The following is an 18,890-nucleotide window of genomic DNA, read 5'->3' as shown; positions in this document are numbered from 1 at the left end:
GTCAGCCGGCGGTGGTCAGGGGGCAGCCGCTCTTGTCGGCGGGGGTGAACAGCGTGTCCCCGGGGATCGTCTCGATGACGCGGTAGAGATCGGCCTTGCTCTTCGAATCCTTGGGGCTCTTCACCTCGACGAGCATCATGTCCATCACCACCCGGCCGTTCGCCTGGATGCGCGGCTTGCCGTAGAAGCCGTCGTCGATCGGCAGTTCCTTCATGGCCTTGTTGACGGCGCCGGCCTCGTCGGTGCCGGCCTTCTCGACCGCCCGCAGATAGTGGCGCACCGAGGAATAGGCGGCGGCGTGGCCCATGGTCGGCACCACGTTGCCGTTGCGGGCCATCAGGCGCCTGGCCCAGGCGCGGCTTGGCTCGTTGGCGTCCCAGTAGAAGTTCACCGCCATGCGGATGCCCTGCGCCGCGTCGAGGCCGAGCGCCACGGTGTTGTTGGTGAAGACCAGCATCGCCACGACCTTCGAGGTGATGCCGAATTCCCGGGCCTGCTTGATGGTGTTGACGAGGTCCGGCCCGGCATTGGCCAGCCCGATCACGTCGGCGCCCGAGGACTGGGCCTGGATCAGCTGCGAGGAGATGTCGGTGGCGCCGAGCGGGTGTCGGATCTCGCCGACCACCGTGCCGCCCGCCGCCTTCACGGCCTTGCCGGCATCCGCCGCCAGCCCGTGGCCGAAGACGTAATCGGCGGTGATGAAGTACCATTTCTTGCCGCCGCCCTGCACCACGGCGCCCGCCACCGCGTTGGCGAGCTCGCCCGTCGAGGGCACCCACTGCGTGCCGTAGGGCGAGCAGCCGGGGCCCGAGAACTGCGAGGCGTAGCCGCCCGTCACCATCGTGGTGATCTTGCGCTCCTTGGCGTAGGCCTGGACGCCGAGCCCCACCGAGCTGGCGCCGCCGAGCACGAAGGCGGTGACGCCGCGCTGGTCGACGAGCTGGCGGGCCAGCCCCGAGCCGATGTCGGGCTTGTTCTGGTGGTCGACGCCGATCACCTCGATCGGCCGCCCCAGCACCTTGCCGCCGAAATCCTCCGCCGCCATCGTGGCGGCCAGCACCATGTTCGGGCCCCCGTTGCCGGAATACATCCCCGACAGGTCCTCGATCACGCCGATGCGCAAGGGCGTCTCGGCGGCGGAGGCGGGGGCGGTGAATGGGGCGGTCAGCGCTGTTGCGAGCAGGCCGGCGACGGCGAGGCGGCGCGTCCGGGACGGGCGGGGCATGGCGTTTCCTCGGTGGTCGGCACCGGCCGTCTTCGCGCCCGTTCTCGGGCGTCGGGGCGATGCGCGTTGATCGCGACGGTATCGCGGGTCCGATCGATTGCCGTCCAATAGTTTGCGCGACGCCCCGCCATCGTTTCCCGATATGGCAGGCCCGACTTCGGGTGTGACGCTCCGCCATCGTCGCCGGCTATGGCTCGTGCCCGATCTTTGTATTGGACGGAGTGCTCCCGCCCGAGCGACACCGCCGGCACGACCGCGAGGGCCCGACACCACAGGCGCCCCGCCCCCGAGGAGACGCCCATGATCACCAGCTTCTACATGCCGACCCGGATCGTCTCGGGGAGCGGGGCGCTCGCCACCCTCGGCACGCTCGCCCGCGACCTGAAGATGAGCCGGGTGCTGGTCGTGTCCGATCCGGTGATCTCGGCGCAAGGGTTCCACGCCGACGCGCTCGCCGCCCTCTCCGAGGCCGGAATCACCGTCTCGCGCTTCGACGAATGCGGGATCGATGCGCGCTGCTCGCACATCGACGACCAGGGCGAGCGGGTGCGGCGCGATCGCATCGACGGCGTGGTGTGCATCGGCGGCGGCTCGGTGATGTGCACCGGCAAGGGTATCGCCATCGTGGCGACGAACCACAAGCCCATGGCGGAGTGCACCGGCGTCGGGCAGTTCGACCGCAAGGCCCTGCCGATGATCATGGTGCCGACCACCGCCGGCTCCGGCTCGGAGGTGTCGCAATGGACCATCGTCAAGGACGAGGTGCGCCACCTGAAGCTCCTGGGCGGCGGCCCCTTGAGCTTCCCCGACGCCGCGATCCTCGATCCCGTCACCCTGCGCTCGCTGCCGATGCACGTCGCGGCGCTCCCCGCCGTCGACGCCCTGACCCACGGTGTCGAGGCCTACCTGAGCGGCATCGCTTCGCCCCTCACCGACGCGGTGGCGCTCGCCGCCGTGCGACTCCAGGCGGCGTCCCTGCGCGCCTCGATCAACTCCGACGACGACCGGGCGCGGGAGGACAACCTGGTGGCCTCCTGCATGGCCAACATCGCCTGCGGCAACGCCCGGCTCGGCCACGGCCACGCCCTGTCGCTGCCGCTCGAGGGCCATCTCGACCTGCCCCACCCCTACGGCGTCGGGGTCCTGCTGCCGCACGTCGTCACCTTCAACCTCGCGGTGCTGCCCGCCAAGGTGCGCCCGCTCGCCGAGGCGCTGGAGGTCGAGACCGCGGGCCTGTCGCGCCAGGAGACGATCGCCGCCTGCGCCGACGCGATCCGGGCGCTCTACGCCGATATCGGCTTCCCCACCCGCTTCACCCCCGAGCAACTGCCCCGCGACCGGGTGCGCGAGATGGCGCAGCGCGCCGTGCCGGGCCTCTATGCCGGCATCGCCGCCAAGGATTTCGACCCGGCGAGCGCCAACAACCGCACGCTCATCGCCTGCCCGTCGGCGCGCAAGATGACGGTGAGCCAGGCGGAGGAGATCTTCGGGCTTTGCGTCGCATAATCGTTCGGTCCGACCAACGTGTCCGAAACCCTCCGAGTCATCCTGGGGCCGCGCAGCGGAACCCGGGATCCATAACCGCCGCCATTTCAGGAAGAGGCGGACCGCCAACCGCCTCGTTCGGCACCGTCGGCGTTTATGGATCCCGGGTTCTCGTCTTCGACGAGCCCCGGGATGACGTAGAGTGATATCGGCGGATGGGGCAGATCGCTCTGTCGGACAATGAAAAGTCGGACAAAATATCCCATCATCACACCTCGTCCTGAGGTGTTAGTCGATCAAAGATCGGCTGACCTCGAAGGAGGGCTCCAGGGATCGCGGCGACTTCCGGAGCCCTCCTTCGAGGCCTCCGCTTCGCTCCGGCACCTCAGGATGAGATCGCGGGTGGGACGCCACTTCATCAATCCCGTGGGCGTGCTTCGCGAGCCCTGGCGCACCAGCCCGCGCCATGCTTCTCTCCACCCCGGACGGGAGGGCAGGCCTTGCGCACGACATCGATGATCCTGGCGGCCGCCCTCGCCGGTGCGGCCCTGCCGGCCCACGCCCTCGACATCCGCGACCTGCCCATCGCCAAGGCGCCCGAGGCCTGCCCGCACGAGGGGCCGGGCTTCATCCGTTTCGCCCCCGGCGGTCCCTGCACGCGGATCAGCGGGCGTGTGCGGGCCGAGGCCGGGACGCCGGTGCCGGCGCGGCCCGGCGCCGGGCTCGACGGGATGGCCCGGGGCGTCGTCAGCGGCGCCGGCCAGGTCGCGATCGATACCCGCACCCAGACCGAGTACGGCCCGGCCCGGGCCTACATCCGCCTCGGCACCGGGCGCTGAGGCTCCCTCACAGGCTGCGCGAGAGCACCAGCGGCGCGCTGCGGCGGTGGCCGTAGGGCGAGGGGGCCGGGCGGCTGCCGTAGCCGCTCGGTTCGGCGTGGCGGTTGAGCTCGGTCGACAGGGTGCGCAGCAGCCCCTCCGAGACCGACCGGGCGGTCGCCAGCACCGCCTGGTTGGCCGCCACCGCGTCCGAGAAGCGGCCATGGGCCTCGCGCAGGGCCGCGATGCCCTCGGGGGCGAAGCGGGCGAGCGCCACGGCGTTGGCCTTCACCGCCTGGAGGCCCTGCAGGTAGGCGCCGGCGAGCGCGGTCTTCTGCGGCGCCTCGGCCAGGCCCTCGGCGAGCCGCCCGACCCGGATGTGGTCGCTCTCGCGGGCGAGCAGGGCCTCGAGCGCCTGCATGGTGGTGAGCGTCTCGGCGACGAGGCGCGCGGCGGCCTCCGGGTCGGCGATGCGCAGCGGGGCGGGGCGGGCGGCCTCAGACATTCGCGCCTCCCTGCATCCGCAGCATCTCGCGCATCACCTGGTCGCCGATGCCGATGCCGCCGCTCTGCACGATCGACTGGGCGTATTCCTTGTTGAGCATCGAGCGGTAGACCCCGCCGCCGGTGCCGTTCTCGCCGAGCGGGCCGTCGGTGCCCTGCGAGCGGTTGAGCACGTCGAGGCTCTGCTCCAGGAACATCGATTCGAAGTCCTTGGCGGTCTTCTGGATCTTCGCCTTGTCGGCGCTGGCCCCCTGGGGGGCGCTGGCCCCCTGCAGGGCGGAGCCGGCGGCCCCGGCGAGGGCCTGGCCGACCGCGAGGCCCGCGGAGGCGGCGAGGGAAGCGAGGGGAAGCATCGGGGGGTCAGACCTCGTGTCGGGAGAGAACGGTGGGGGAGGACGGGCGCGGGCTCACATCACCTCGATGTCGGCCTGGAGCGCGCCGGAGGCCTTGATCGCCTGGAGGATCGAGATCAGGTCGCGCGGGCCGATGCCGAGGGCGTTGAGCCCGTCGACGAGCTCGCGCAGGGTCACGCCCTCCTTGACTAGGGCGAGCTTGTTCTTCTCGCCGGCATCGACCTTGAGCGCGGTGCGCGGCACCACCACGGTCTCGCCGTTGGAGAACGGGGCGGGCTGGCTCACCTGGGGCTGCTCGGTGATGGTGACGGTGAGGTTGCCCTGCGCCACCGCCACGGTGGAGACCCGCACGTCGCGGCCCATCACGATGATGCCGGAGCGCTCGTCGATCACCACCCGGGCGGTCTGGTCGGGCTCGACCTTCAGCTGCTCGACCTCGGTGAGCAGCCGGATCATGTTGCCCTGGTAGCGCGGCGGCACCTGCAGGGTGACGGTGGAGGGGTCGGTCGGCTCGGCGGTGTCGGCGCCCATGAAGTCGTTGATCGCCGCGGCGATCCGCTTCGAGGTCGTGAAGTCGGGGTTGCGCAGGGACAGGCGCAGGCACTTCTGCTCGTTGAGCTTGAAGGCGATCTCGCGCTCGATCACGGCGCCGTTGGCGATGCGGCCGTTGGTCGGCACGCCGCGGGTGATCTTCGCCGCGTCGCCCTCGGCCTGGAAGCCCGCGATGGCGAGGGACCCTTGGGCCACCGCGTAGGCCTCGCCGTCGGCGGCGAGCAGCGGCGTAACCAGCAGCGTGCCGCCCTGGAGCGACTTGGCGTCGCCGAGCGAGGACACCGTGACGTCGATCCGCGTCCCTTGCGCGGCGAAGGGGGGGAGGTTGGCCGTCACCATCACGGCGGCGAGGTTGGCGGTGCGCATCACGGCGCCGCGGGTGTTGACCCCGAGGCGCTCCAGCATCGCCTGCACCGACTGCTTGGTGAAGGGCGCGTTGTTCAGCGTGTCGCCGGTGCCGTTGAGGCCGACGACGATGCCATAGCCGATGAGCTGGTTGGTCCGCATCCCCTCGACGCTGGCGAGGTCCTTCACCCGCGACAGGGCGAGGGCGGGGCCGGCCGCGAGGAGCAGGACGGGCAGCAGGCAGGAGAGGCAGAGGGCGAGGAGGCGGAGGCGCATGACGGGGTCCCGAAACTCGGGACGTGCCGTTGCCAGGACCGTGCCAGCGCCGATCCCCGGCGTAAGTCTTTGGTAAGGTTACCGATCCGTTGCCGGTCTGGGCGCCGGGGGGTCGATCCGGGCCCGGTCGTTTTCGCCCGGCGGCAAGATCTGCCGCCTCGTTTACGGGGCGTTCACCATACCCGGGCGAGGTTCATGCCGCACACCGAAGACCCGTGACCCGGACCCCATCGCATGCGTGTCGACACCCGCCTCGCGGCCGCTCCCCTGTCGGGAGCCGGGCCGCGCTCCCTGCCGGCAGGCGGCGTGTTCTCCCTCGGGATGGAGGGCGCGCGCGGGCCGACCAGCGCCGGCGGCGCGGTGCCGCTCGCGGGCCTGAGCGCGATCCTGACCCTCCAGTGCCAGGACGAGATCTCCGCCGACCGCCGCCGCCGGGCGACCAAGCGCGGCCACGACCTTCTCGACGGGCTCGACCGCCTCAAGGCGGCGCTGCTCGGCGGACGGGTCGCGGCGAGCGAGCTGCGGGCCATTGCGGGCCGCCTCGCCGAGCGCAACGGCAATACCGGCGACCCACGCCTCGACGACCTGATCGGCCATATCGAGCTGCGCGCGCAGGTCGAGCTCGCCAAGCTCGAGGCCGCGGCCGGCTGAGCCGGCGCCAGCGCGACGTATCGGGACGGTGCGTCCGACCGGGGCGGTGCATTCGGCCGCAGCCGAGACTCGACCGGCATTCGCCCGATGCGTACGTCAGCGCGAGCACCGGGTCCGCCACGCGGCGCGATGCCTCCCGAATTCGTTCGCCGGATCGCCCGGTCCGGTGCGAGACCTTCGGGTCGCGGCCGGCGACGCGCGCCGATGCTCGCCTGAGTGCCCCGGGGCGACCGGCTGAACTTGTCGGACCCTACCGGAACTCCAGTTCAGTCGCTTCATGTCGTCGACGTGACGCTGCGCTGCGCCGCACAAACCAGTTTTTTCGAGGTTCGAGACGTCGCGGCTCCCGCAACGGATTTCGGCCTTTGACTTAGGGTTTTCTTCAAATTTTTATCGAAGAAACGTTCGACCCTGCTGCCGGAGTTCGAGCCCGATGCGCGCCCTTGCCACCATCCGCGGGAAGCTGATCGCGCTTCTCGTCGTCCTCGCGGGCCTGATCGCCGGCTCGCTCGGGGGCGGATGGTGGGCCGTGGGCGCCATGCGGGAGGCCGTCGACCAGATCTACGGCGGCCGTGTCGTGCCCCTGCGCGACCTCAAGGCGGTGGCCGACTTCTACGCCGTGAACATCGTCGACACCTCGCACAAGCGCCGCGGGGGCAGCGTGTCCTGGGCGGATGGCCTGCGCAACGTCGAGCAGGCGATGGCGCAGGTCGACGTCCACTGGTCGGCCTACCGCAACAAGGCGATGAGCCCGCGCGAGACCGGAATCGCCCGCGAGGTCGAGGGCGCGATGGCGGCGGCGAAACCGGCGGTGACGCGCCTCGTCGGCCTCCTGCGCGCCGAGGACGCCGCCGGGCTCGCCGCCTTCGTGACGCGCGACCTCTATCCGGCGATCGACCCGATCTCCGACGCGGTCGGCAAGCTCGTCGACCTGCAGCTCGACGAGGCCCGGGAGGGCAAGCTCGCCGCCGACCGCCTCTACGAGTTCCTCGCCGCGACCGCCCTGGCGGTGATGCTGGTGGCGGCCGCGGCGATTGCCGGTGCGGCCTGGATCGTGCTCGCCGGCGTCTCGACGCCGCTCACCCGCATCACCGGCCAGATGCGCGCCCTCTCGGACGGCGACCTCGCGGTGGCGGTGACGGACGGTGCCAAGCGTGATGAGATCGGCACCCTCGCCCGCGCCCTGCAGGTGTTCAAGGACGCCCTGATCGCCAAGCGCGAGGCCGACCGGGCCGCCGCCGGGGAGGCCGACGCCAAGCTGCGCCGCGCCGCCCATCTCGACGCCCTGATGCGGGCCTTCGAGACCCGGGTGACGGCCCTGAGCCGCGGCGTCGCGACCGCGGCGGCCGGCATGGAATCGGCGGCCGGCAGCATGGCGGACACCGCCGAGGCGACGACCGGGCAGTCCGTGACCGTCGCGGCGGTCGCCGAGCAGACCTCGGCCAACGTCCAGACTGTGGCGAGCGCCACCGAGGAACTCGCCGCCTCGATCCAGGAGATCACCGGCCAGGTCGGCCTGTCCGCCCGCATGGCGGTCGCCGCCCGCGAGGAGACGCAGCGCACCGACGCGGTGGTCCAGTCCCTGGCGACCGGCGTCCGGGCGATCGGCGACGTGATCGGGCTGATCTCCGGCATCGCCGCCCAGACCAACCTGCTCGCGCTCAACGCCACCATCGAGGCGGCGCGGGCGGGCCCGGCCGGCCGCGGCTTCGCGGTGGTGGCCGCCGAGGTCAAGGCGCTGGCCGAGCAGACCGCCAAGGCGACCGAGGAAATCGCCGCCCAGATCGGCGCGATCCAGGCCGGCACCGGCGGCGCGGTCGAGGCCATCGCGGCGATCGGCCGGCGGATCGGCGAGATGGATTCCATCGCCACCGGCGTCGCGGCGGCGATGGAGGAGCAGGGGGCGGCGACCCAGGAGATCGCCCGCAACGTGCAGGAGGCCTCCCGCGGCACGCTCACGGTGACGCAGTCCATCGCCACGGTACGCGACGGCGCCGGACAGACCGGGGACGCGGCCGGCGAGGTGCTGGGGGCCGCCCAGGCGATGTCGCGCTCCGCCGAGGAGCTGCAGCGCGAGGTGATCGGCTTCCTCGGCGAGGTGCGGGCGGCGTGAGCCGCTGGCCGGCCCTCCGTTGACGCACCTCCCCCGATCTCCCACAACGGCGCCCGCTTGAAGACGGGCGGCCGTGGCGTCGCCGAAGAGGTCTGCGACACCCCCCGGCCGCGATGCTGTTCAACTCCTTCCCGTTCCTGTTCGGCTTCCTGCCGGTCGCGCTCGCGCTGCACGCGATCGTGGCGCTGCACCGCCCGGCCTGGCGCCTGCCGCTCCTCGTGGTGCTCTCGCTGGTCTTCTACGGCTGGTGGGACCCGCGCTTCGTGCCGCTGCTCGCGGCCTCGATCGGGCTGAACTGGCTCGTCGCGCGCCGGTTCGGGCACAGCCGCGCGGTCGTGCTGATCCCGCTCGCCATCGCGGCGAACCTCGCGGTTTTGGCGCTGTTCAAGTATGCCGGGTTCCTCGCGGGCCTCGCCGCGCTCCTGCCGGGGCTGCACGACCTCGCCCGGCCGAGCCTCGCGCTCCCGCTCGGTATCTCGTTCTTCACCTTCCACCACGTGATGTACCTCACCGACCTGCGCGCCGGCCGGGCGCCGCAGATGAGCCTCACGCGCTACGCGCTCTACATCGCGTTCTTTCCCCAGGTGCTCGCTGGCCCGCTGGTGCGCTGGAGCGAGATCCTCCACCAGTTCGACGAGAAGCCCTATGCCCGCCCGGATGCCGCCGAGCGGATCGGGCGCGGGCTGATGCTGCTCTGCCTCGGGCTCGCCAAGAAGGTGTTCCTCGGCGATCCGCTGGCGGCCTACGCCAACCCGGTCTTCCAGGCCGCCGCCGAGGGCAAGGTGGTCAGCGTCGTCGACGCCTGGCAGGGCACGCTCGCCTTCACGTTCCAGATCTACTTCGACTTCTCGGGCTACACCGACATGGCGCTGGGTCTCGCGCTGCTGTTCGGCATCGTGCTGCCGCAGAACTTCGACGTGCCCTACCGCGCGACCTCGCTGCAGGATTTCTGGCGGCGCTGGCACATGACCCTGTCGCGCTTCCTGCGCGACTACCTCTACATCCCCTTCGGCGGCAACCGCCGGGGCCTCGCCGTCCAGCTCGCCGCGCTCTTCGCCACCATGACGCTCGGCGGCCTGTGGCACGGCGCCGGCCTCACCTTCGTGGCCTGGGGGGCGGCGCACGGCGCCGGGCTCGGGATCGGGCTCCTGTGGCGCCGTGCCGGCCTGCGGATGCCGGCGCTCGTCGGCTGGGCCCTGACCTTCCTGTTCGTGGCCCTGACCTGGGTGCTGTTTCGCGCCACCAGCTTCGAGGCGGCGATGGCCGTGTTCAAGGGCCTGGCCGGCCTCGCGCCGGTCGGCCACGGCTTCAAGTGGCGGGCCTTCGTGCCCGCCGCCCTGGTGGCGCTGATCGGCCCGACCGCCTGGGTGGCGGTCCACCGCCTGCCGCCGCGGCCGGCCCTGGCGGTCGCTTTCGCGGTGCTCCTCGTCGCGGTGCTGCTGCGCATCGGCGACGACGTCAACTACGAGTTCATCTACTTCCAGTTCTGAGGGGCCGATCCGATGCGCGCTGACCCCTCGGTCGCGGAAACCCCACCCGTCGCCTGGCGGCGTTTCGCCGTCACCCTCGTGGCCGCCGCCGCCCTCCTGCTCGCCGGCTACCTCGCCCTGGCGCTGGCGGTCGATCCCTACGACACCGGCCGGCCCCGGCTCCTCGCCCGCGACGGCGTGCGCCCGCAGGGGCCCCGCACCGCGACGGCGAGCCGGGGCCGCGACCCGGCCTTCACGGCGGCGATCGTGGGCAACTCGCACATCCAGCTCGTCGCCCCGGCCCGCCTGCGCGCGGCGACCGGGATCCCGTTCGTGCAGCTCTCGGTGCCGGGCACCGGCCCGGGCGAGCAGCTCCTCGTCGCCGGGTACTTCCTGCGCCACCATCCGCACGCGCGGGCCCTGGTGCTCGGGATCGATTCGGCCTGGTGCACCGGCGATCCCGCCCTGCCGCCCTTGAAGCCGTTCCCGTCCTGGCTGCTCGCCGACGACGCCCTCGGCTACCTGCGCGGGCTCCTGCGCATCCGCGTCGCCGCCGAGGTGGTCAACCGCATCGGCTGGGCCTCGCGCAAGGCCCCGCGCCGGGCGGTGCCGGACGGCTACTGGGATTACGAGCCGGACTACCTCGCCCTCGGCGCCCCCGACGGGCCGGGCTGGGAGGGGTTCCGCACCCGGCGCGCGCCCGACGACCCCGATCCGAACTCGGGCGGACCCGCCTTTCCGGCCGCCGAGCGCCTGCGCGCCCTGGCGCGGGGCCTCGATCCCGCGACCCGGCTCGTCGTGGTCTTCCCGCCGGTCCACGCCCCGGCGCAGGACCGGGCGGGCACGCCCCGGGCGGCGGCCTCCGCCGCCTGCCGGGCGGCGCTGGCGGCGGCGGTGGCGCCGCGGGGCCGGGTGGTCGACTGGTCCGGCGACCGGCCCGAGACGCACGACCCCGCGCTGTTCTTCGATGCCACCCACTACCGCCAGCCGCTCGCCCGCCGCCTCGAGGCCGACATCGCCGCCGCCCTTTCGGGACCCCGGGGGGAGGGCGCAGAAGCCCCGCGACCGTGACACGTTTGCCGCAGGGGGGCGCCGTCCCCTGGTCCGCTCCTTGCGTGCCGAGGTTCAGACATTGTGGTGGCGTGCGGCCTCTATTATAGGGCAGCGCCAAGTGGGCCACGGCCATCACATCGGCCGCGGTCTTGACAACATCGGTTATCCGAGGGGCGCGATGGCGAAGATCGTGATCGAGGAGGGCTATGCCCCCAATGACGCCGAGCCCTTCATGAACGAGCGTCAGCGGGAGTATTTTCGCCGCAAGCTTCAGGGGTGGAAGCAAGACATTCTGCGCGAGGCGCAGGACACCCTGGTGGCGTTGCAGAGCGAGAACGAGAATCATCCCGACCTGACCGATCGCGCCTCGTCCGAGACCGATCGGGCGATCGAGTTGCGCGCCCGCGACCGGCAGCGCAAGCTGATCGCCAAGATCGATGCCGCGCTCTCGCGCATCGAGGACGGCTCCTACGGTTACTGCGAGGAGACCGGCGAGCCGATCTCGCTCAAGCGCCTGGAAGCCCGCCCGATCGCGACGCTGTCGCTCGAGGCCCAGGAGCGCCACGAGCGGCGCGAGCGGGTCTACCGGGACGATTGAGGCTCCGCGCCCCCGAGGCGCACGTCCCAATGGAGCACGGGCGGGCCCGTGCTCCATGCCGGTATGCCAGCCCGACTCGGGACGGAGCAGGCGCAGCGGGATTTTTTTCCGCGCACCGCTCGCCCGCGAAAAGCTGCGGCAAGCCACCTGGCCCCACGATCATGGCCCGCGACCGGGACCGCTTCGCCGCGACCCTCGCCGGTGCCGTCGTCGCCCACACCCGACAAGACCTGGGTGGACTGGAGCCGCGCGCGGGGAGAGGGCATGTTCCGCGCCCTTCCCTGTCCCGGCCGGGGCTTCGCCCCGATCCGGCTCAGCGCGCGAGGTGCCGGTCGAAGAACCGGGCGATCTCCTCGAACACCGCCTTCGTCTCCGGCGCGGTGTCGTCGCGGATGTAGTGGGCGTGCGACTGGCCCTCGCCGACCTGCAGGAAGGCCTCGACCCCGGCCTCGCGCAGCTTGCGGTGGACCCGCACGGTGTTCGACAGCAGCAGGTCGCGGGTGCCGGTCGTCAGGATCGTCGGCGGGAAGCCGTGCATGTCGCCGTAGACCGGCGACAGCATCGGGTCCTTGAGGTCGTGGCCGTTGGCGTAGACCTTGGCGCCGGCGTCGCAGAAGCCGTCGGGCGAGACCAGCACGTTGTCGAGCATCGCGTTGGTGACGAAGCTGTCGCCGACCTTGGTCGTGTCCGACATCGGCGTGCCGGGCGCGATCGCGGCGGGGAGCGGCAGCCCCTCCTGCTTGGCGCGCAGGACCATCGCCAGGGTCAGCGCGCCGCCGGCCGAGGTGCCGAAGATCGCGGTCTTCTTCGGGTCGGTCGTGCGGGTGACCGCCTTCCAGACGGTCATCGCGTCGTCGTGGGCGGCCGGATAGGTCGCCTCGGGCGGCATGCGGTAATCGACCGAGATCACCTTGAAGCGGCCGAACCCGGCCATGAAGATCGCCTCGGGCAGCCCGGCCTCGCCGGGATTGAGCACGTAGCAGCCGCCATGGACGTGGACGAGGACCCGGTCGCGGTTCTCCGGCGCGATGTCCTTCGGGGTGACGATGTAGGCCCGCACCCCGTCGATGGTGGTCGGCTCGATTCCGACCTTCAGCCGCTCGAGCATGCCGGGCACGAGCTTGCGCAGGGCGGCCGCCCCGGCCTCGGCCACCGGCTTCCACTCCTCGCCGGTCCTGGGCTGGATGTTCCAGTTGCTGCGCAGGGGCGCGCCGACGATCTTCGCCATCTGCGGGCTGACGTCGGCCGGCACCGGCACGCTCTTGGCCGGCACTTCCAGGGGTGGCGGCGCCTGGGCCGCGACGGCCGTGGCGACGAGCGCGCCCGCGAGGGCGCCGCCCCACCGGCCGAGCCGGCGTGCATGGACGGTCATGGGTGTCTCCTCCTGCGAAGGCCCGCTTCCGCCGTCTCGCGCGGCGGGTCGCGGCCTGCCCCCATCAATCTAGGCGGTGCGCCCTGTTAGGCCAACGCATCGTCGATCCGCGCGGTTCGCGTATCGTCGAAACGGAAACGGGCCGCCCCGGTGAGGGGCGGCCCGCGTCTCTCGTGTGCGGCTGCTGCCGGCGCTATTGCTGCTGCTGGGCCGGCTGACCCTGCTGCTGGATCAGCGGGGTGATGCGCCGCACGGTGACCCGGCGGTTCTCCCGCGAGGCGCTCTGCGTGTTCACCTTCAGGTACTGCTCGCCGTAGCCTTGGGTGGTCAGGTTCTCGGGCGGCACCTTGAAGTCGCGGGTCAGCACCTCGGCCACCGACTGGGCGCGCCGGTCGGAGAGCGAGAGGTTGTCGACGTCGTTGCCGACCGCGTCGGTGTAGCCCTCGATGAGGAAGACCTCCTGCGGGTTGTTCTGGATCGCCTGGTTGATCGCCGCCGCGATGGTGGCAAGGCGCCGGGCCTGGTCCGGCGTCACCTGCCACGAGCCGGTGTCGAAGGTGATCGTGTCGATGTCGACGCTGCGCATCCGGGCGCGCAGGGTCGGGCTGGAGCGCACCTGGTCCAGGGTGTAGCGCCGCTCGATCGGGGCCACCGGCGGGGCGGTCAGCGCCTCGTAGATCGCGCCCTCGTCGGCCCGGTCCGCCTCGACCACGTAGCGGTCGCGGGGGATGCGGATGTCGGGCGGCGGCAGCACCACCACGTCCTGCTCGATCGACCGCGGCGGGCCCGCGTAGGAGTTGTCGATCAGCACCACCTCGCGCCCGTCCGGCCCGCGGCGGTAGCGCCGCAGCAGGCGGCCGTCGTCGTCCACCACGGTGAAGACCTGGTAGCCGCCGGGGCGGTCGATGATCGTCACCGTGTCGCGGCCGCGGCGCTCGATGCGGGCGTCGCGGTCGAGCAGGCGGAACCGCTCGGTCTCGTCGTGGCGCAGGAAGTAGCGGTCGTCGTCGCGCACGATGACCCGGCCGGGCTCGCGGATGATCAGGCGGCCGCCCTCGTTGTACTCGCGCCGGGCCCGCCGGACGTCGTCGTAGCTGCGCACGTCGATGTCGCCGCGGCGGAAGCCGCCCGGGACGTAGTCCGGCGCGTCGCGGCGATAGCCGCCGGGCAGGTCGCCGCGGTCGTCGACGCCCCGCCGGTCGCCGTCGCGGCGATCGGGGTCGCGGCGATCGAAGTCGCGCGGATCGCCGTTGCGCCGGTCGAAGTCGCGCGGATCACCGTTGCGGCGGTCCTGGTCGCGGGGATCGCGCCGGTCGAAGCCGCGCTCGTCGCGGCCGTCGGGCCCACCGGGCCCGCCGGGTACGAAGGGACGGCCGGGCACGCCGGGCCGCTGGTTGGGCGGCAGCGGCGCGTCGTTCGGGCCGGCGCCGGGCGCGTCCGGCCGGCCGGGTCCGCGACCGGGCTCGCCCGGCTGCGGTGCACCGGGCGGCGGAGCCGCGCGGCCGGGGGCCGGGGGCTGACCGGGCGCGGGCGGCTGGCCCGGGCCGCGCTGGCCCGGAGCATCGGGGCCGCGGCGGTCGTCGGGACGCTCGTCGCGGCGGTCCGGCCGGCCGTCGGGCGCCGGACGGTCGCGCGGATCGGGACGGCCTGCGGGGCCGCGATCCTGCGCAGGAGCCGGCGGCCGGCCGGGCTCGTCGCCGCGCGGGCCGCGCGGCTCCTGGCGGTCGGGGCGCTGATCGGGCCGATCCGGCCGATCGGGACGCTCCTGCCGGTCGGGGCGGTCCGGCCGATCGGGCCTCTCCTGACGGTCGGGCCGATCCGGGCGTTCCGGGCGGCCCTGCGGGCCGCGCTCCTGCGGCTCCGGCCGCTCGCGCTGCTGGGGTTCGGGACGTTCGCGGGGTGGCGTCGGGCGCTCGCGCGGCTCCTGCCGCTCGGGCCGCTCTTGCCGGGGCTCGGGCCGCTCCTGCCGGGGCTCGGGGCGTTCTTGCCGGGGCTCGGGCCGCTCGCGGGGCTCGGGGCGGGGCGCCGGGCGCTCCTGCCGCGGCTCGGGGCGCTCCTGTCGGGGTTCCGGCCGCTCCTGTCTCGGCTCGGGTCGCTCGCGCGGCTCCGGCCGCTCCGCCGGACCCCGCTCCGGGCGCGGGCCCCCGCGCTCGCCGCCCGGGCCGCCGGGTCCACGCTCGCCGGGACCACCAGGGCCGCCCGGACCGCCGCCGGGTCCGCCCCGCTCTCCCGGCCCGCCCTGGGCCAGCCGGATCACGTCGTCGCCCCGCGCCGCCACCTGGCTCGCGAGAAGGGGCTGAAGCAGCAGCGCCGGCAGGATCGTGCCGGTCAGCAGCAGCGCGCGGGCAGGGCGCATCAGGAAAAACCTCTCGTCCGTCGTCGGTCCCTTCGAACACCTTGACGGCGAGTTGGTTCCCTCGCTCGGTTCCCCTCGGTCAGCCGGCCCGGGCGGCGATCCTAAGCAGATTGCGCCGAAATGGTGACCGGTTCGGCGCCGAAAATCTGCGACAAGACAAGGATCCAAGCGGGCGAAGCGTTGGCCTGCCAACGCAAGTCTGCTTAGAGGCTATCCCACTTGGACCTACTGCCGCGCTTCGTCTCCTGGCGGGGAAGCTTGGCATTATGGCCTACTGGCATAGCCTCTTAGGGGGTCGCGACCGGCGCGGCGCCCGGGGTCGCCACGGTGGCGGCCGCCTGCGGGCCCTCCGCCTTGGCGGTCATCGGCACCGGGATCAGGTTCGGGGCGATGATCCGCACGGCGGGGCGCTCCTCCGGGCCGGCCGGGCGGGCGGCGTCGACGGCCTCGACCGTCTCCTCGACCCGGGTCGCGGCGGTGGCCGCCAGGGCGGCGGCGGCCCGGTCGGCACGGCCGACCAGGGTCAGGCGCACCTTCGGCCGCGACATCGCCTCGGCCTGGGCCGGGGTGACGAAGATGTCGCCCTTGTGGCGCACCAGCATGCTCTCGGCCTTCACCAGGGCCTGGGCCCAGCTCTGCGTGCCCTTGCACGAGCAGTTCGGCACGAAGGCCTTCTGGAACTTGAAGGCGTTCGGCAGGGCCGAGTAGGCGCGCTTGGTCTGGACCGCGGCGGCCTGGGTCAGGCCGTTGTCGGAGGGCGGCATCGAGTAGGCGGCGGCCTCGGCCCCGGGGCAGAGCGCCTGGCACATCTCGTCGGCGCCCTCCCGCCCGTCGGGCAGGTTCGGCATCGGGAAGTAGGCGCCGTCGCACATCCGCACGCAGATCACCTGCGAGCCGCCGCGCCCGAAGCCGTCGGCCGGCTTCGATTGCAAGGCCGCCGGGGTCGGCAGGCCGGTGCAGGATTCCTTCACGGCGGCGATGAGCTGCTCGCGCCGGGCATTCGAGACCTCGCGCGCGCCGGCGCCGTAGCCGGCGTTGAGGGCGCGGATGCGCTGCTCGACCTGGGCGCATTGCGGCGGCCGCATGTCGAAGAACAGGAAGCGCCCGCCCTCGCACCCGATCGACTGCCGGTAGGCGACGAGCTGCTGGATCTCCTCGACCTGGCCGCGGTTCGATTCGCGCTGGAGGCCGGCGAGCTCGGCGCGGAAGCGCTGGCAGGCCGCCGCGCTGGGCTCGGCCAGGGCGGCCTGGCACACGGACAGCGTGGCGAGGATCCCGGCGAGGAGCCGGGCCGTGAAGCGAAGCAGCGGCATGGTGTGCGGGGACCGGCCGGTATGCGGGGACGATCCGCCCGCCGGGGGGCGGACGAGACGAAGGCCGTCCCGCAGGCGCACGGCGCCGAGCGGCAACGCCGGCGGTGAGGCCTGACGTCGACGCCCAAGCGTGGCAGGACGGGACGCCACCGTTCTAGCCTCCCTGGCCGCCGGGCGACAGCCTCCCTACATGCGTTAAGGTTCTTCACTGAAAGGTTGACGCGATGGTGTGGCGGCGGGGTCTCAGGGCTCGCGGTCGGAAGGCTGTTGTGGCGGCGCTCGCCCTCGGGGCGTGCCTCGGGGCGGCGCAGAACGCGGCGCAGGCGCAGGAACCGGACCGGATCTTCGACAAGTCGACGGTCTGGCGGCCGCTGACGCCGAACGACAAGCTCGTCGTCTACGGCATCGACGACCCGGACGTGGACGGCGTCGCCTGCCACTACACCCAGCCGGAGAAGGGCGGCATCAAGGGCACGCTCGGCCTCGCCGAGGAGGTGTCCGACATCTCGCTGTCCTGCCGCCAGGTCGGCCCGGTCAAGTTCAAGGGCAAGATCAAGCAGGGCGAGGTCGTGTTCAGCGAGCGCCGCTCGCTGATCTTCAAGAGCATGCAGATCGTGCGCGGCTGCGACGCCAAGCGCAACACGCTGATCTACATGGTCTACTCGGACAAGGTGGTGCAGGGCTCGCCCAAGAACTCGACCTCGACGGTGCCGCTGATGCCCTGGGGCACCGAGCCGCCGCCGAAATGCGGCGACTTCCTGGGCTGAGGCCCGATCCGTCCGGGAGCCGCGAGGGTGCCAGGAGGGTCCGCGTCCGCGCGGGCCCTTCGTTGTTTCGGATGAGCGCGCGGCGCAGGGCCGCGACCGTGTCGTCCGGGCCGATCCCTGAACGAAACCGCGGCCCCTTCCGCGTCATTAACGATCCGGTAACCACGCTGCGCGCTTCATGGTGGTCGGTAACAACTCGTCAACCGCCGTGACCAGCATCAGCCTCACACGCCCCTCCCTCCCGCTGCGCGGCCGCTCGTTCCGGGCGCTCGTGCTCGCGCCGGAGACGCCGCTCGGCGACTGGTTCTCGCACCTGGATGCCCTGGTGCAGCGCTCGCCGACGCTCTTCTCCGAGCGCGCCGTGATCCTGGACGTCTCGGGCCTCGCCAAGGATTCCCTCCGCGGGGATCCGGCCGGACCCGAGGCGGCCGAGCCCGCCGAGGACGACAAGGATGCCGCGGCGGGAACGCCCGACATCGCCGGCCTCGTCGACGAGCTCAAGCAGCGCGGCATCCGCATCATGGGCGTCGAGAAGGCCGAGCCGGCCTGGCTCGGCCCGGCGCTGCCCCCGCTCCTGAGCGGCGGCCGCCCGGCCGAGATGGCGCCGCCCGAGCCCGCCAAGGAGCCCGAGCTCCCCAAGGAGCCCGAGCCCGTCAAGCCGCCGGAGCCGCGCAAGCCGAACTCCCTCGTCCTCGAGACGCCGCTGCGCTCCGGCCAGTCGGTCTATCACCCCGAGGGCGACGTCACCGTCATGGGCTCGGTCGCCTCCGGCGCCGAGATCCTGGCGGGCGGCTCGATCCACATCTACGGGGCGCTGCGCGGCCGCGCCATCGCCGGGGCCGGGGGCAATCCCCGGGCCCGCATCTGCTGCCGCAAGTTCGAGCCCGAGCTGATCGGCATCGACGGTCTCTTCCGCACCGCCGACACCACCGATCCGAAGCTGCGCAAGAAGGCGGTCCAGGTCTGGCTGGAGGGCGAGACCCTCCGCATGGCCGCCCTCGACTGAGACAGGACGGCCGGACGGGCCATGCGCGGGCGATCGATCGCCCCGACCCGCCCGGCGACACCCGAACAACCCCGTGAGCGTGCGACCCGGACCGGGGCGCCGCCCCATCCCGAAAGCTCGGGGGGAGCATTCTCGATGTCCAAGATCATAGTGGTGACGTCCGGCAAGGGCGGGGTGGGCAAGACCACCACGACGGCGGCGCTCGGCGCCGCTCTCGCCCAGACCGGCCAGAACGTCTGCGTGGTCGACTTCGACGTCGGCCTGCGCAACCTCGACCTCATCATGGGCGCCGAGCGCCGGGTCGTCTACGACCTCATCAACGTCGTCCAGGGCGACGCCAAGCTCCCCCAGGCCCTCATCCGCGACAAGCGCCTCGACACCCTCTCGCTGCTGCCCGCCTCCCAGACCCGCGACAAGGACGCGCTCACCGACGAGGGCGTCGCCCGCGTCATCGGCGAGCTGCGCGAAAAGTTCGACTGGGTGATCTGCGACAGCCCCGCCGGCATCGAGCGCGGCGCCACGCTGGCCATGCGCCACGCCGACATCGCCGTGGTGGTGACCAACCCCGAGGTCTCCTCGGTGCGCGATTCCGACCGGATCATCGGGCTGCTCGATTCGAAGACCGAGCGGGCCG

Annotated in this window: 17 protein-coding genes; 10 read left to right on the top strand and 7 right to left on the bottom strand. The window is 72.6% G+C overall.

Annotation, left to right across the window (positions count from 1 at the left end; genetic code table 11):
* Nucleotide 1: 1 nt before the first annotated feature.
* The gene (locus tag BMX97_RS20440) at nt 2-1,225 is read right to left on the bottom strand and encodes an ABC transporter substrate-binding protein (RefSeq protein WP_091753128.1); all 1,224 of its coding nucleotides are present in this window, start codon (nt 1,223-1,225) and stop codon (nt 2-4) included.
* A gap of 300 nt (nt 1,226-1,525) precedes the next feature.
* On the opposite strand from BMX97_RS20440, the gene BMX97_RS20435 reads away from it, so the two are divergent.
* Together BMX97_RS20435 and BMX97_RS20430 are read left to right on the top strand one after the other, a co-directional pair.
* On the top strand, nt 1,526-2,731 hold the full coding sequence (locus tag BMX97_RS20435) for an iron-containing alcohol dehydrogenase (protein ID WP_091753127.1): 1,206 nt from the start codon (nt 1,526-1,528) through the stop codon (nt 2,729-2,731).
* A gap of 479 nt (nt 2,732-3,210) precedes the next feature.
* Entirely contained in the window at nt 3,211-3,549 is a 339-nt protein-coding gene (locus tag BMX97_RS20430; RefSeq protein ID WP_244538546.1) for a porin, read from the top strand.
* Between the two features lie 7 nt (nt 3,550-3,556).
* Here BMX97_RS20430 and BMX97_RS20425 read toward each other — a convergent pair whose 3' ends face one another.
* From BMX97_RS20425 to BMX97_RS20415, 3 genes are read right to left on the bottom strand one after another with little or no spacing between them, the layout of a single operon-like run.
* Nucleotides 3,557-4,033: a hypothetical protein gene (locus BMX97_RS20425; RefSeq protein WP_091753125.1), complete on the bottom strand. Its 477-nt coding sequence runs from the start codon at nt 4,031-4,033 to the stop codon at nt 3,557-3,559.
* Nucleotides 4,026-4,385, bottom strand: a complete 360-nt coding sequence (locus BMX97_RS20420; RefSeq protein WP_091753124.1) for a rod-binding protein — start codon at nt 4,383-4,385, stop codon at nt 4,026-4,028. Before BMX97_RS20420 ends, BMX97_RS20425 begins: the two co-directional genes overlap by 8 nt.
* A gap of 54 nt (nt 4,386-4,439) precedes the next feature.
* On the bottom strand, nt 4,440-5,558 hold the full coding sequence (locus tag BMX97_RS20415; RefSeq protein ID WP_091753123.1) for a flagellar basal body P-ring protein FlgI: 1,119 nt from the start codon (nt 5,556-5,558) through the stop codon (nt 4,440-4,442).
* 234 nt (nt 5,559-5,792) lie between these two features.
* Between BMX97_RS20415 and BMX97_RS20410 the strand changes: the two genes are divergently transcribed.
* From BMX97_RS20410 to dksA, 5 genes are all read left to right on the top strand, one after another.
* Nucleotides 5,793-6,209, top strand: coding sequence for a flagellar assembly protein FliX (locus BMX97_RS20410; RefSeq protein WP_091753122.1), 417 nt, complete (start codon nt 5,793-5,795; stop codon nt 6,207-6,209).
* A 433-nt stretch (nt 6,210-6,642) separates the two neighbouring features.
* The gene (locus BMX97_RS20405; RefSeq protein WP_091753121.1) at nt 6,643-8,322 is read left to right on the top strand and encodes a methyl-accepting chemotaxis protein; all 1,680 of its coding nucleotides are present in this window, start codon (nt 6,643-6,645) and stop codon (nt 8,320-8,322) included.
* 113 nt (nt 8,323-8,435) lie between these two features.
* Nucleotides 8,436-9,812 carry an MBOAT family O-acyltransferase gene (locus BMX97_RS20400; protein WP_091753120.1) on the top strand — a complete coding sequence of 459 codons (1,377 nt, stop codon included), beginning with the start codon at nt 8,436-8,438 and terminating at the stop codon, nt 9,810-9,812.
* Nucleotides 9,813-9,824: 12 nt separating this feature from the next.
* Nucleotides 9,825-10,862 (top strand): hypothetical protein, encoded by a 1,038-nt coding sequence (locus BMX97_RS20395; RefSeq protein ID WP_091753119.1) that lies wholly within the window; start codon nt 9,825-9,827, stop codon nt 10,860-10,862.
* Between the two features lie 160 nt (nt 10,863-11,022).
* Complete coding sequence (gene dksA / locus BMX97_RS20390) at nt 11,023-11,442, top strand: RNA polymerase-binding protein DksA (protein WP_060847286.1); 420 nt, start codon at nt 11,023-11,025, stop codon at nt 11,440-11,442.
* A gap of 313 nt (nt 11,443-11,755) precedes the next feature.
* Here dksA and BMX97_RS20385 read toward each other — a convergent pair whose 3' ends face one another.
* From BMX97_RS20385 to BMX97_RS20375, 3 genes are all read right to left on the bottom strand, one after another.
* On the bottom strand, nt 11,756-12,814 hold the full coding sequence (locus tag BMX97_RS20385; RefSeq protein WP_091753118.1) for an alpha/beta hydrolase: 1,059 nt from the start codon (nt 12,812-12,814) through the stop codon (nt 11,756-11,758).
* A gap of 193 nt (nt 12,815-13,007) precedes the next feature.
* Nucleotides 13,008-15,170 carry an OmpA family protein gene (locus tag BMX97_RS20380; RefSeq protein WP_091753117.1) on the bottom strand — a complete coding sequence of 721 codons (2,163 nt, stop codon included), beginning with the start codon at nt 15,168-15,170 and terminating at the stop codon, nt 13,008-13,010.
* A 287-nt stretch (nt 15,171-15,457) separates the two neighbouring features.
* A complete protein-coding gene (locus tag BMX97_RS20375) occupies nt 15,458-16,483 on the bottom strand; it encodes a DUF2865 domain-containing protein (protein ID WP_091753116.1) in 1,026 nt (341 codons plus the stop codon).
* 224 nt (nt 16,484-16,707) lie between these two features.
* On the opposite strand from BMX97_RS20375, the gene BMX97_RS20370 reads away from it, so the two are divergent.
* The 3 genes from BMX97_RS20370 to minD form a co-directional block, all read left to right on the top strand.
* Nucleotides 16,708-17,250: a CreA family protein gene (locus tag BMX97_RS20370; protein WP_091753115.1), complete on the top strand. Its 543-nt coding sequence runs from the start codon at nt 16,708-16,710 to the stop codon at nt 17,248-17,250.
* A 208-nt stretch (nt 17,251-17,458) separates the two neighbouring features.
* Complete coding sequence (gene minC, locus BMX97_RS20365; protein ID WP_091753225.1) at nt 17,459-18,256, top strand: septum site-determining protein MinC; 798 nt, start codon at nt 17,459-17,461, stop codon at nt 18,254-18,256.
* Between the two features lie 135 nt (nt 18,257-18,391).
* Nucleotides 18,392-18,890, top strand: a 499-nt coding sequence (minD, locus tag BMX97_RS20360) for a septum site-determining protein MinD (protein ID WP_091753224.1), incomplete at its 3' end; no start/stop codon positions are given.

Source organism: Methylobacterium sp. ap11, assembly GCF_900110515.1.
Taxonomy (GTDB): domain Bacteria; phylum Pseudomonadota; class Alphaproteobacteria; order Rhizobiales; family Beijerinckiaceae; genus Methylobacterium; species Methylobacterium ajmalii.
Note: the sequence above shows the minus strand (reverse complement) of the source record. Positions and strands in the feature narration are given on the sequence as shown.

Excerpts from the sequence above, each read along its gene's own strand:
- BMX97_RS20370 (WP_091753115.1), top strand. The coding sequence starts at position 16,708 with ATGGTGTGGCGGCGGGGTCTCAGGGCTCGCGGTCGGAAGGCTGTTGTG.
- BMX97_RS20400 (WP_091753120.1), top strand. The coding sequence starts at position 8,436 with ATGCTGTTCAACTCCTTCCCGTTCCTGTTCGGCTTCCTGCCGGTCGCG.
- BMX97_RS20415 (WP_091753123.1), bottom strand. The coding sequence starts at position 5,558 with ATGCGCCTCCGCCTCCTCGCCCTCTGCCTCTCCTGCCTGCTGCCCGTC.
- BMX97_RS20420 (WP_091753124.1), bottom strand. The coding sequence starts at position 4,385 with ATGCTTCCCCTCGCTTCCCTCGCCGCCTCCGCGGGCCTCGCGGTCGGC.
- BMX97_RS20375 (WP_091753116.1), bottom strand. The coding sequence starts at position 16,483 with ATGCCGCTGCTTCGCTTCACGGCCCGGCTCCTCGCCGGGATCCTCGCC.
- BMX97_RS20435 (WP_091753127.1), top strand. The coding sequence starts at position 1,526 with ATGATCACCAGCTTCTACATGCCGACCCGGATCGTCTCGGGGAGCGGG.
- BMX97_RS20385 (WP_091753118.1), bottom strand. The coding sequence starts at position 12,814 with ATGACCGTCCATGCACGCCGGCTCGGCCGGTGGGGCGGCGCCCTCGCG.
- BMX97_RS20395 (WP_091753119.1), top strand. The coding sequence starts at position 9,825 with ATGCGCGCTGACCCCTCGGTCGCGGAAACCCCACCCGTCGCCTGGCGG.
- BMX97_RS20380 (WP_091753117.1), bottom strand. The coding sequence starts at position 15,170 with ATGCGCCCTGCCCGCGCGCTGCTGCTGACCGGCACGATCCTGCCGGCG.
- BMX97_RS20425 (WP_091753125.1), bottom strand. The coding sequence starts at position 4,033 with ATGTCTGAGGCCGCCCGCCCCGCCCCGCTGCGCATCGCCGACCCGGAG.
- BMX97_RS20405 (WP_091753121.1), top strand. The coding sequence starts at position 6,643 with ATGCGCGCCCTTGCCACCATCCGCGGGAAGCTGATCGCGCTTCTCGTC.
- BMX97_RS20410 (WP_091753122.1), top strand. The coding sequence starts at position 5,793 with ATGCGTGTCGACACCCGCCTCGCGGCCGCTCCCCTGTCGGGAGCCGGG.
- dksA (WP_060847286.1), top strand. The coding sequence starts at position 11,023 with ATGGCGAAGATCGTGATCGAGGAGGGCTATGCCCCCAATGACGCCGAG.
- BMX97_RS20440 (WP_091753128.1), bottom strand. The coding sequence starts at position 1,225 with ATGCCCCGCCCGTCCCGGACGCGCCGCCTCGCCGTCGCCGGCCTGCTC.